The sequence below is a fragment of the Clostridia bacterium genome (assembly GCA_028698525.1).
Taxonomy (GTDB): domain Bacteria; phylum Bacillota; class Clostridia; order JAQVDB01; family JAQVDB01; genus JAQVDB01.
In genome coordinates this window covers 1-12,383 of sequence record JAQVDB010000023.1, presented here as the reverse complement: position 1 = coordinate 12,383, position 12,383 = coordinate 1, and the positions used below count along the sequence as shown (strand labels likewise).

Genomic DNA, 12,383 nt, shown 5'->3' with positions numbered 1-12,383 from the left:
ACTAACCTTCACTTCCTCTATCTGCAAGGTAAACTTTTCTTTCTGTCAACATAGCCCTATGATTTGAGCTGTATATATTTTCAAGAATCCCCATGAATCCACTGGTTACAATAAATGAACTGCCTCCATAGCTTATAAACGGAAGTGTGATACCAGTCAAAGGAATCAGTTTTGTTACACCGCCTATTATCACAAAGGCCTGTATCCCTATGGTGCTCACTATGCCTACTGCTACTAATGAGTTAAATTTATTTTCAACCTTGGCTGCCAAGTTCAAACCCCTTATTATAAAATAAAGATACATCATTATTATCGCAATAACGGTAAGAACACCGAACTCTTCACAAATAGCAGAAAAAATAAAATCGGTGGTCACAACCGGTATATAATGTGGAAAACCCCTTCCATAACCGGTTCCAAAAAAACCACCCCAAGCAATTGCAATAAGACTTTGTATTATCTGGTACCCACCACCTGATGCATCTGCCCAAGGGTTTCTCCACGCATAAACCCGCCTTCTAACATGGGAAAATAAATAAAAACTAATAATAGAACCTAGTGTTATAAAAGCCCCACTGCCCAGCAGATATATTATATTAGAAGTTGATGTATATACAATTATCAGCGATATTAAAAAATACAAAAGAGCAGACCCAAGATCCCTTTGAAACAATGAAATCAAAATTGTAAAAGCTATAAATACAAAAGCAGGGAGCAACTTTTTAAACGAATGATATTTCGTAACAAAGGAGGAAACAGCTAAAACTATCAACAGCTTTATAACTTCTGAAGGCTGAAAGCCATAGCCATTAACGATAATCCAGTTTTTCGCCCCTCCTTTTTCACTGCCAAAAATCAAAGTAGCAATCAACAATACAATAGAAACGATTACATAAAACATTCCATATTTATATGCTGTTTTAAAGGTTTTAAATGCAGCATAACCGGCAGCAAATACTGCTATAGCAACTATAAAATGTTCTAATTGCTTAAATGCTAAGTCATAATTCAATCTATAAAGCATCACAAGACCAATATTTGTCAAAAATTGGTATATTAACAGTATATATTTATCCATGTATTTAAACAACACAGTGAGCACAACATAGCAAAATATATGTGCACCACATAAAAGAGCACAAAAAATAAGAGTTTTCTTATCCGTGGGACTATGCTTCAATGCTAATATTAGAAATGATATAATATTAAATATTATTATCAAAAAAAGTAAATCCCATTTTGATTGTATTCCATAATATTCTTCATCCTCTTCATCATCTTCACCACTATATTGATTTTGTTCATCATCAGAACCTGAAATTAGATATTTAAAATATTGGTCTTCCCTTTTGCTTCTGATTATAATATTTATCAAAAAAACATAAGCTATTATAACTAAAAGATATCTGGATAAAAAATTCAGCACCTTTACTATTTGCAAAAACATGACAACACCTCAAGTCAATGCCTAAACATCTATTTTTTTAATATTATATCACAGACTTTTGAATATTACCTTAATTACTAATGATGTTATATATAGCTAGTTAAATTACAAATATATTCTAGTATATAAAGATTAACATAAGGTTAAATTAATAATACAAAAGCAATAATTTCATTAATAAGGAGGATTCAAAAATGGCTGCTGGAAGTAGCAATACAGGCAGAAACAGACAATTAAATCCAAATGCACATAAAGAATTGGATAATATGAAATACGAGATCGCATCAGAATTGAAACTGCCAGTACAACAAGGATCAGAAGACTACTGGGGTAATCTCACTGCAAGAGATTGCGGTAGAGTGGGAGGTCAGATGGTAAAAAGATTGATATCAATGGCTGAAGATACCCTTAACAATAAATAACTAATAATAAAAGGGAACTGTTCTAATTACAGATCCCTTTTATATTTGCTTTAAGTGCTAGTATGTTATAATATATTTGTTATTAATATATATTTATCCGCAAGGTGATACGATGAGCTTCGATTTTAAGGAAGTAGCAGAAAATAAACTAATAATACTTTATTTTGTTGATAGGATTGGTATACACTTGTCCAACTCTCAAATAACTCAGTTTATACTCCAAAACAATTTGATAAACTTTTTCTTGCTTCAACAGATATTGGATGAGCTGGTGAAAAACGATTTGTTGAGCAAAGCAAAGTTCACCAATAAATATCTCTACTCCATGACAGAAAAAGGCAAAAAAACCTTAGATTGTTTTGTTTCCCGCATACCTGATAACACCAGGATATTGATGGATAACTATATAGATAAAAATAAAGAGGCTATAAAAAAACAATTGCAAATAACTGCCCAATATGAAAAAATCAATGATAAAGAATATATAGTAAACTGTAAGGTAATTGAAAATCAAATCACTCTCATTGATTTAAAACTTAACGTAGTATCCAGCAAACAAGCTAAAATAATATGTGATAAATGGGAAACAAACGCAACAGCTATTTATAAAAACATCATTGATAACATTATAAAATAACCTTTATATAAATATAATACCGTTAGGCTCCTTGCCGCAATAAATGTGATCCTCTTCCTTGAAGTCTTTAATGTTAAATTTAATAATATCATCGTTTTTCATATCGGTTATATACATATACTCACGTTCAGGATCACAAGCAATCGCATGTGGCATACATCCGATCTTTATACAGTCCAGCATCTTGTTCTGGCTTAAGTCAACAGCGCATAAATATCCATCTCCCATACAACATACATAAAGCAGCTTTTGCCGGCTGATTTCCGCCATGTGTATAGGGTTTTGCATCACTTTTATCTGAGAGACTATCTTAAAATCATTTGTATCTACAATGTAAATAAATCCTACGCTATTATCTCCCAACATTGAAATAAAAAGTCTATCATTATCTCTAGAGAATATCACTTTTATTGGACTAAAATCCAACTTTATATCCGACACACTATATCCTTGATATATATTAATGATGGAAATACTATTAGAATCAGTATTAGCAACTGCTAATATACTCCCATCTCGATTTATACATATCCCTTGAGGCATCAGTCCTACTGGCAGCTGTCCGATCAGCCTGTTTTCATCAGAATTTACTATTGAAACGGTATTTGAATCAGAATTTGTTATATAAATATTGGAAGAATGGCTATCAATAGCAAGATCATTTGGGTTTACACCTACAAAAAAAGTTGCACTTACAGAGTTTTTTTCTATATCAATTACAGACATACTATCATCAAAACAATTAGTAGAATAGACCATTCCATTTTTAGCATTATACGCTAAATTATGAGGGCCAACTGCATACCCTTTCTTATAATAATTGATTTTATCAAATCCATTCCCTAAAGGTTTTATCTTAATATCTGAAATGTGCAAAAATGTCTTTGAATCTATTATAGAAATTGTATCACTGGCTCTATTGCTTACAATTAATTTCCCATGATGATGATCATTTTTCAAGTCTCATCCCTCCAAAATAAGTTTAATTTATAATATGAATTAAACGCTACATTAGTGCAAAAAGAGAGGTTAAGGGATAACCCTCAACCTCTCTTTTTTTAAATCTTGGACAAGACTGTGAAAAATAATATTCTTTTTATTATTACACTCCATGGACATTTTATCTTTTTGATCCTAGCCTGAATTATAGCTATATCATAGCACCTCTTGGCTCTTTTTATATGCATATTACTCATATCACTACAACTATTATAACTCATTCTTAATTGACGTTGTGCCTTATCTATCATTTCTAACAATAAAGCTTGTTCTTCCAGTGCATTCCTCTTTTTACTATCAAAAACATTCATATAATATCACAATCCTAAAATTTAGAATCATATAATATTATTATTCATTTGTTATACTATTAATTACAGGTTTTTTATTTCTTTTATTATTGTCCTTACTTTCCCCACTAGATACAGAGAACCACAAAATACTATCATCTGATCATCATTACACATATATAGTGCTTTATCCACAGCTTGTTCCACACTATCGCTTATATGAACATTTTCACAGTATTTGTTTACAAGCAAAGCCATTTTTTCAGGGTTCAGTGCCCTTTTGTTTTCAGGCTGGCTGGTAATTATACTTTCAGCAATGGGAGCGAGCACTTCAACAACTCCTTCAACATCCTTATCCTCCAGCATCCCTATAACCATAAGTATTTTCCTTTTATTAAAATGCTCCTTTAAAGCCAGTTTCAAACTTTTTGCACCGTCAATATTGTGTGCGCCATCTATCAAGATTAATGGCTGTTTACTTATGATTTCAAGCCTCCCTGGCCATTTTACGTTTTCTAAACCCTTTTCTATAGCCTTTTCACAAATCTTTATATCATGTTTCTTTAGACTCATCACTGCAATAATTGCCGTAGCTGCATTTAATATCTGATGCCTGCCTATGAGATTTAATTTCAAGTTCTTTAATACTAAATTATCATATTTAAAATCAAATATCTGACCGGATTCTGAAAACCCGATCCGTTTAATCTCTGCGCACTCTACTCTATTCAAAACCACATCTTTTTTTGCACATTCATTCTCTATAATTTTATATACGTTTTTTGTCTGGGGGTAGCTTACAGCTATGGAGCCCGGCTTGATTATTGCTGCTTTTTCCAATGCAATTTTTTCAATATCGTTGCCCAATATGTTCATATGATCCATACCAATGGAAGTCAAAACGCATATAAGCGGAGTTACAACATTAGTAGAATCCAGTCTGCCCCCCAGCCCTACCTCTAACACTATGAAGTCTACTTTGCTCTGTTTGAAAATTAGAAATCCCAAGGCAGTGACGATTTCAAACTCCGTAGGATGTTGATATCCCATATTTATCATATGATCTATTTTTTCTTTGATCAATGTTATATTATTGGAAATTTGCTCATCCGAAACATTTATACCATTAATCTTTATTCTTTCATTAAAGTTTTCTAGATAAGGCGAAGTAAACAATCCTACTTTATATCCGCTCTCTATTAAAATAGAGCTTATCATGGAGGAGACTGATCCTTTTCCGTTTGTACCCGCTACATGGATGACCTTAATCCCCTGATGGGGATTATCCAATTCTTGCAAAAGCTTGATAATGTTTTCCAAGCCGAGTTTCATACCAAATTGATTTGCAGAATGTATATATTCTATCGCTTGTTTATAATTCATTTATCTACCTCATCTTTAATTTCTACGATTATCTTAACAAATTATTCATCATTTGCTCTAGTAGGATAATTAAGGGCGGCACTTCAGTACCCGCCCCATAATATCAATCATCTATTGTTTTTAGCCTTTCAATCACTTTTTTATACATCTCTTGGTACTTTATCTTCTTATCCCTTTCCTTTTGAACCACATTAGCAGGCGCCTTATTAATGAAGTTCTTGTTTCCTAACTTTTTATCGACAAGATTTAATTCTTTCTCAAGTGTCTGCTTTTCTTTTTCTAATCTTTCAATCTCTTTATCTATATCTATCAATTCACGCAACGGCATATAAATCTCTAGGTCTGGTATTACTGCTGATATAGCGTCATCCGGTATACTTTTTTTATCATCAGCCATAGAAATAGCCGAAATACCGGCAAGTTTTTGTATATATTCCATCCCCTCATTCACTGTGTCTATTACTTTTTTTGATTTGGTAACAAAAACAGCCTGGGCTTTCTTCCCGGGATTTATGTTCATTTCAGCTCTTATATTTCTAACGGCTTTTACAATATTCATTACTATTTCCATCTTGTCTACAGCATCGGTATCTATTTCTTCTTGGTGTTCTACAGGCCAATCGGAAATCATTATACTTTCTCCTGTATGGGGCAGATGCTGCCATATTTCTTCGGTTATAAATGGCATAAACGGATGTAGCAGCTTCAATGTATTTGAAAGCACATATGTTAAAGTATACATGGCTGCATCCTTACTTTCAGCATCATCTCCGTATAATCTAGGTTTTACTATTTCTATATACCAATCACAGTATTCATTCCATATAAAGTCATACAACTTTTGTGCCGCTATCCCCAGTTCAAATTTCTCAAGATTGTGAGTTACTTCTTTCACCAAAGTATTGTATCTGCTTATAATCCATTTATCTGTGAATAAAATCTTATTTTTATCTACATCGGAGTAATCCTTGTCTTCCACATTCATCAGTATGAATCTGGAAGCATTCCATATTTTGTTTGCAAAGTTTCTGCTGGCTTCCACCCTTTGCTTGTAAAACCTCATATCATTTCCTGGAGTATTGCCATTGGCAAGTGTAAATCTCAAGGCATCTGTTCCATATTGATCAATTACCTCCAACGGATCTATACCGTTGCCCAACGATTTACTCATCTTTCTGCCCTCTGAATCTCTGACAATACCGTGGATTAACACATGTTTAAAGGGAACCTGTCCGGTATGTTCTATCCCGGAAAAAATCATTCTTGCTACCCAGAAAAATATAATATCATATCCTGTGACTAATACATCTGTAGGATAGAAAAACTTTAAATCTTCTGTCTGATCCGGCCAACCCAAAGTAGAAAACGGCCACAGCGCAGAGCTAAACCACGTATCCAGCACATCTTGATCTTGCTCTAATTTGCCAGAACCACACTTATCACAGCTTTGTGGAGCATCCTTAGAAACGATTATATTTCCACATTCTTGACAATAGTATGCAGGAATTCTATGGCCCCACCACAACTGCCTTGATATACACCAGTCCTGTATATTTTCCATCCAATTAAAATAAATCTTTTCAAATCTTTCAGGCACAAATTCTACTTGGCCTTCTTTTACCGCATCTATTGCAGGCTGTGCCAAAGGTTTCATCTTTACGAACCACTGTTTTGAAATAATGGGTTCTACTACAGTATGACATCTATAACAATGTCCCACATTGTGCGTATGTTCCTTCACATGAACTAACATACCTTGTTCTTCCAAATCATTTACTATCAGTTTTCTGGCCTCAAACCTATCTAATCCTGCATAATGACCGGCTAATTCATTCATAGTACCATCGTCGTTGATAACCCTTATCTGCTCTAAATTATGTCTTAATCCTACTTCAAAATCGTTAGGATCGTGAGCAGGGGTTATCTTCACTATGCCGGTGCCAAAGTCCATATCCACATATTCATCTTCTATTACAGGTATTTCTTTGTTAAGCAGTGGTAGCACAACTTTTTTGCCCACAAGATGACTGTATCTTTCATCTTTCGGATTTACAGCAACCGCTGTATCCCCCAGCATAGTCTCAGGCCGTGTAGTTGCAATTGTTATATATTCGCTCTCACCGGAAATATAATATTTTATATGCCAAAAATGTCCCTGTTGTTCTTCGTGGTCTACTTCCGCATCAGATAAAGCAGTTTGGCAAACAGGACACCAATTGATTATTCTATTCCCTCTATAAATGAGTCCTTTATTATATAGATTTACAAATACCTGATTGACAGCCTGGCTGCATCCTTCATCCATCGTAAACCTTTCTCTGGACCAATCACATGAACTTCCTAATTTCTTTAACTGATTTACAATCCTATCTCCATATTTTCCTTTCCATTCCCATGCCTTTTCTAGGAACTTTTCCCTTCCCAGATCATATTTTGATATTCCTTGTTCTCTCAATTCTTCAACTATCTTTACCTCTGTAGCTATGCTGGCATGATCAGTGCCAGGAAGCCAGAGAGCAGCATATCCCTGCATCCTTTTCCATCGGATTAGAATATCCTGCAAAGTATTATCCAAGGCATGCCCCATATGGAGCTGACCTGTTATATTAGGCGGTGGAATAACTATTGTAAAGGGCTGCTTGTTTTTATCGATAACTGCCTTAAAGTAGCCTTCATCCATCCATTTCTTGTACAGCCTATCTTCTACATCTGTTGGGTCATATTTTTTAGCTATATTGTTCGACATAATTCTCCTCCTTGATGTATCATTATAAAAATAATAAAACCCCACACTCCTTATTTTAAGGACGAATGGGGTTGTTTTCGCGGTACCACCTTAATTCATGCACAAAAGCGCATGCTCTTCAATATTATAACGGAAATAGCCGTCTATTCCTACAGCTTAAACGAGCTTTGAGAATAGATGCTCCGGAGCTACCTTCGGAAAATTCCACTGCAGGATCCTTCCAGCCTACGGGATTCCCTCTCTTTGCATGAAAATAATCCTACTCCTCTCCTTCACTGCGTTTTTATTTTTTATTATAAACTAAAAGCGATATTTGTCAATCAGATGCTATATTTAACTTCATATACATTAAAATTGTCGGATGAAAGAGGTACAAAAACTGACTTCTGCTCCTTTACGATACCTAATCTCACTAATTCTTCCAATAAGATCTCTAAATTTACATCCAGACCTTTAAGCTCTTCACAGCTTTGTATCTCAATAAATCTCATAGCTCGGCTTTTTTTCCTCAATATATCGAGCAAAGGTTTGGCATAAGTAGTTGAATTAGCCGCTATCATATTCAAATAAATAATCTGCATCAGCTCTACTTTTTTTTCCACCGGTTCGGTACCAAATAAAAGTTCTTCGTATATCTTATATACCCCAATATTTACATCATATACTTGATTCCATAAATCCCTCCTAGGATATTGACCGGACTGATATATTTCAATTCTAGCCCAGTGAACCGTGCTAGCCAAAAGCTGTCTATATGCATCCATTATCTTTTTGTTTTGTGAAAATTTCTGGCTTATCCTATATTTATCTATAAGCTGAGAAAACTCCTTTAATATTCTCAATCTAAAATTTTTAGATGGGTCAAGCTTGAGTGCATTGATTTGTTCTAAAATAGTTCCATCGCTATCATGTATTAACTCTCCGTCAGCTACTATATAATGAAATCTTCCACCTCTGTTGTTTTTGATATAATTATCAAATACATTCCTGCTGATATATTGTATATGTATCAGTACACCATTGTTTTCTCTCACATATATAGGCTCGAACCTCTCTTGTTCACAGTTTGTTATTACCATCAAATCTAGATCTGATTTTTCCCACAAATTTTTATGGTATGTACTTCCAAAGTGTATTATTCCCTGTACATTTTTATTTTTTGACAAGCCTTCTTTATATTTGGTTAATACCGCATCAAACCGGTCTTTCAAATTCCTACACCTACCTTTTCTATACTACTCTATTTAAATGGTCTTTTTTAGTTTAAAATAATCTATTGCATACCTGATAAACGCCAGAATTGTAGAAGCTATAGCAATTAACAACAATTCTTCTCCATATTTAATTTCAAAAACTATCATTATTATCGCTATGTAAAATAAAACAGTAGCTATCTTCCCATACCACTTCGCACCTACTACTATCTTTCCCTTTTTATAAAGGAAAACAGCCCCTAAACCCATAAGCATCTCTTTTATAACCACGATTATAATTATTGCAGGAGGCAAAACACCCCTGCTAGTTAGACAATAAAGCACTGCGATTATCATAAGCTTATCAGCAAGAGGATCTAGCAATTTGCCCCATTCCGTAACCATATTATATTTTCTTGCTATATAGCCATCTAAAAAATCAGATATGCCCGCTACTATAAAAGTAATGGTAGCATATAATGAGGAATTTCTTTCAGGACTATAAAAAAAATATACAAAAAGAAACACCAGGAAAAATCTAAACATTGTAATAATATTAGGTATGCTCATGTAAAAAACCCTTCTCTATTTAATATATTGCATATATTATTGCTGAATATGTATAAAATATAGTTTCACCATAAAAGAATAAAATCCTTCTTAAAATCTATAGATATAAAAATGGTCGGAGTGACAAGATTCGAACTTGCGACCTTCTGGTCCCGAACCAGACGCGCTACCAAACTGCGCTACACCCCGACTTTAAACTTGGATAACTACTAAGTTAAATTCATTCTATATGATAATCAATTAGTCTGGTTTTGTCAAATATATTTTTTTATTCTATGTTAAATTTATGACTTTCTAACGGAAACAATCCATTATTTTCTTCCTATATCTAATTAATGGATATTATATATTATTTCGCCCATTTTTATTCATTCACCCCATAAAGACAGTTGATTTTTTAAAAATAATATTGACACTTTATATATTTTATAGCGATTATTTATTTAGTATTTATGAATTTATGTGATTCGAAGTGTTTAAAAGAACAGGTGCAGATATGTTACAAAAAACCAACGAAAAAGCAGCAGAGACACTTGCGAATACGCTTATCAGAAAAAGAGAAAACGCCAATTAAGGCGTTTATTTTTTATGTATTATATATAGAGTGTCAACAAAAGTGCCAACCATCCTTCAAAAATAAAAAAACCAAGACCTCCAAAGCCTTGGTATCAGTGGAGCCAACAAGGGGACTTGAACCCCTGACCTACTGATTACGAATCAGTTGCTCTACCGCTGAGCTACGTTGGCATGAATTTATAAAAGTTACAAATAAAATTATAAAGACTTAAATCACTTTAGTCAATAGACAAATCAAAACTCACCAATCTATTTTGTGTTGAATATAATAAATTATATCATTTTAAATGGAAGGAGGATTTGAATGAAAAAGTTTTTTGCTATGCTCTTAATGATAATCATACTTGTGACTTTTCTCACCTTTACAGGATGTCAGAAAGACCAACTCACAGAGGTCAGATTATGCGAAGTAACGCACTCTATATTCTATGCACCACAATATGTGGCTATAAACAAAGGGTTCTTTGAAGAAGAAGGAATAAAAATAGAGCTTTCCAACGGCCAGGGTGCCGATAAAGTCATGACTGCACTGCTATCCAATCAAGCAGATATAGGATTTATGGGACCAGAAGCATCAATATATGTTTATAATGAAGGCAAAGAGGACTACGCAGTTAATTTTGCCCGCCTTACCCAAAAAGATGGTTCCTTCCTAGTGGGGAGAAAACCGGAACCGGATTTTAAGTGGGAAAATTTAAAAGGAAAATCAATAATAGGTGGAAGAAAAGGCGGAGTACCTGAAATGACATTGGAATACGTACTTAAAAACCACGGATTGACTCCCGGTGAAGATGTTGATGTACTTACAAATGTACAATTTGCGCTGATGGCTGGAGCTTTTGAAGGGGGAACAGAGGATTATGTCACTCTATTTGAACCGGTAGCATCTCAAATGGAAATAGAAAACAAGGGATATATTGTAGCTTCTGTTGGTCAGGCAGCAGGGGAAGTTGCATATACTGTTTATTCAGCTAAAAAAAGTTTTATCGAGAAAAACAGGGACCTTATACAAAGATTTACTAATGCTATATACAAGGGGCAACAGTGGGTGGAAAATAATTCACCAGAAAATATTGCAAAAACGATACAACCCTCATTTCCCGACTCGGATCTAGATTTGCTAACTACTGTAGTAAAACGATATAAAGAACAGGATACTTGGGTGAAAAATCCCATACTCACAGAGGAATCCTTTTATCATCTGCAAGAAATAATAGAATTAGCAGGTGAATTAGATAACAGAGCGCCGTTCGAAAAACTAGTTAACAATGAATTCGCAGAAAGATCAATCGATTTAATAAAATAAGCCGGCATCAACCGGCTTATTTTATTAATATGTGCTTTCACCAATAAAGCATTTCGTGAATATAATAAATTAAACTTACAATTTATGGAGGTAAAACTGGTGGGTATCCCTAAATCGATAGAAATAAAAAATATAACCATGAAATACCATGATTTAAGTGGTGAAACAAAAGCTATAGATAATTTATCTTTATCTGTAAATCAAGGAGAATTTATAAGCATCGTCGGCCCCAGCGGCTGTGGAAAATCTACGTTATTGTCGCTAGTTGCCGGACTCATCAAACCTTCTTCCGGAGAGATCAAAATATTCGGCGATCCTGTAGAAACAAACTGCTCCAAAATCGGGTATATGTTTCAACACGACCACCTTTTCCCATGGAGAACTATAATTCAAAATGCTATGCTTGGTTTAGAAATACAACATAAAAATAATAAAAAAGACCTAGCAAAGATTGAAAGGCTTTTGAAAACTTATGGTTTGGAAGAATTTAAAAACGCATATCCATACCAACTATCCGGTGGAATGAGACAAAGAGCTGCTCTGATACGAACCCTAGCCTTAGAGCCGGAAATATTTCTGCTAGATGAACCATTTTCTGCTTTAGATTATCAGACTAGGCTAGCTATAGCAGATGAGGTATATACCATATTAAAAAATCGCGGAAAAACAATCTTGTTTGTAACCCACGACATAGCAGAAGCTATATCTATGGCCGATAGAGTAGTAGTGCTCACAAACAGACCTGCAAAAATAAAGAGTATTCATCAAATAGCATTTTCTTGTGCCGACAGATCCCCGTTGAAGTGCAGAGATG

Annotated in this window: 11 protein-coding genes, 2 tRNA genes and 1 other annotated feature; of the genes, 4 read left to right on the top strand and 9 right to left on the bottom strand. The window is 34.2% G+C overall.

Going from position 1 to position 12,383, the window contains the following annotated elements; all coding sequences use genetic code 11:
- Position 1 precedes the first annotated feature (1 nt).
- Positions 2 to 1,447 (bottom strand): FtsW/RodA/SpoVE family cell cycle protein, encoded by a 1,446-nt coding sequence (locus PHP06_04830; GenBank protein ID MDD3839880.1) that lies wholly within the window; start codon positions 1,445 to 1,447, stop codon positions 2 to 4.
- Between the two features lie 194 nt (positions 1,448 to 1,641).
- Between PHP06_04830 and PHP06_04825 the strand changes: the two genes are divergently transcribed.
- Both PHP06_04825 and PHP06_04820 read left to right on the top strand, forming a co-directional pair.
- On the top strand, positions 1,642 to 1,869 hold the full coding sequence (locus tag PHP06_04825; protein MDD3839879.1) for an alpha/beta-type small acid-soluble spore protein: 228 nt from the start codon (positions 1,642 to 1,644) through the stop codon (positions 1,867 to 1,869).
- 112 nt (positions 1,870 to 1,981) lie between these two features.
- Entirely contained in the window at positions 1,982 to 2,506 is a 525-nt protein-coding gene (locus PHP06_04820) for a DUF4364 family protein (protein MDD3839878.1), read from the top strand.
- 3 nt (positions 2,507 to 2,509) lie between these two features.
- On the opposite strand, the gene PHP06_04815 is transcribed toward PHP06_04820, so the two are convergent.
- The 8 genes from PHP06_04815 to PHP06_04780 all read right to left on the bottom strand — a co-directional run bounded on the left by PHP06_04815 (position 2,510) and on the right by PHP06_04780 (position 10,434).
- Entirely contained in the window at positions 2,510 to 3,466 is a 957-nt protein-coding gene (locus PHP06_04815; protein ID MDD3839877.1) for a YncE family protein, read from the bottom strand.
- A 98-nt stretch (positions 3,467 to 3,564) separates the two neighbouring features.
- Positions 3,565 to 3,816 carry a hypothetical protein gene (locus tag PHP06_04810; protein ID MDD3839876.1) on the bottom strand — a complete coding sequence of 84 codons (252 nt, stop codon included), beginning with the start codon at positions 3,814 to 3,816 and terminating at the stop codon, positions 3,565 to 3,567.
- Between the two features lie 63 nt (positions 3,817 to 3,879).
- Positions 3,880 to 5,178 (bottom strand): bifunctional folylpolyglutamate synthase/dihydrofolate synthase, encoded by a 1,299-nt coding sequence (locus PHP06_04805; protein MDD3839875.1) that lies wholly within the window; start codon positions 5,176 to 5,178, stop codon positions 3,880 to 3,882.
- 103 nt (positions 5,179 to 5,281) lie between these two features.
- Positions 5,282 to 7,924, bottom strand: a complete 2,643-nt coding sequence (locus PHP06_04800) for a valine--tRNA ligase (protein MDD3839874.1) — start codon at positions 7,922 to 7,924, stop codon at positions 5,282 to 5,284.
- Between the two features lie 54 nt (positions 7,925 to 7,978).
- Positions 7,979 to 8,209: a binding site (T-box leader), on the bottom strand.
- A gap of 35 nt (positions 8,210 to 8,244) precedes the next feature.
- Positions 8,245 to 9,135, bottom strand: coding sequence for a hypothetical protein (locus PHP06_04795; protein MDD3839873.1), 891 nt, complete (start codon positions 9,133 to 9,135; stop codon positions 8,245 to 8,247).
- 33 nt (positions 9,136 to 9,168) lie between these two features.
- Positions 9,169 to 9,687: a CDP-diacylglycerol--glycerol-3-phosphate 3-phosphatidyltransferase gene (pgsA, locus tag PHP06_04790; GenBank protein ID MDD3839872.1), complete on the bottom strand. Its 519-nt coding sequence runs from the start codon at positions 9,685 to 9,687 to the stop codon at positions 9,169 to 9,171.
- Between the two features lie 112 nt (positions 9,688 to 9,799).
- A tRNA-Pro gene (locus PHP06_04785) sits at positions 9,800 to 9,876 on the bottom strand.
- Positions 9,877 to 10,359: 483 nt separating this feature from the next.
- Positions 10,360 to 10,434: transfer RNA gene (locus tag PHP06_04780), tRNA-Thr, on the bottom strand.
- Positions 10,435 to 10,567: 133 nt separating this feature from the next.
- Here PHP06_04780 and PHP06_04775 point away from each other — a divergent pair.
- The gene (locus PHP06_04775) at positions 10,568 to 11,569 is read left to right on the top strand and encodes an ABC transporter substrate-binding protein (protein ID MDD3839871.1); all 1,002 of its coding nucleotides are present in this window, start codon (positions 10,568 to 10,570) and stop codon (positions 11,567 to 11,569) included.
- A gap of 105 nt (positions 11,570 to 11,674) precedes the next feature.
- Positions 11,675 to 12,383 (top strand): ABC transporter ATP-binding protein (locus tag PHP06_04770; GenBank protein MDD3839870.1); only part of this gene is annotated, 709 nt, incomplete at its 3' end.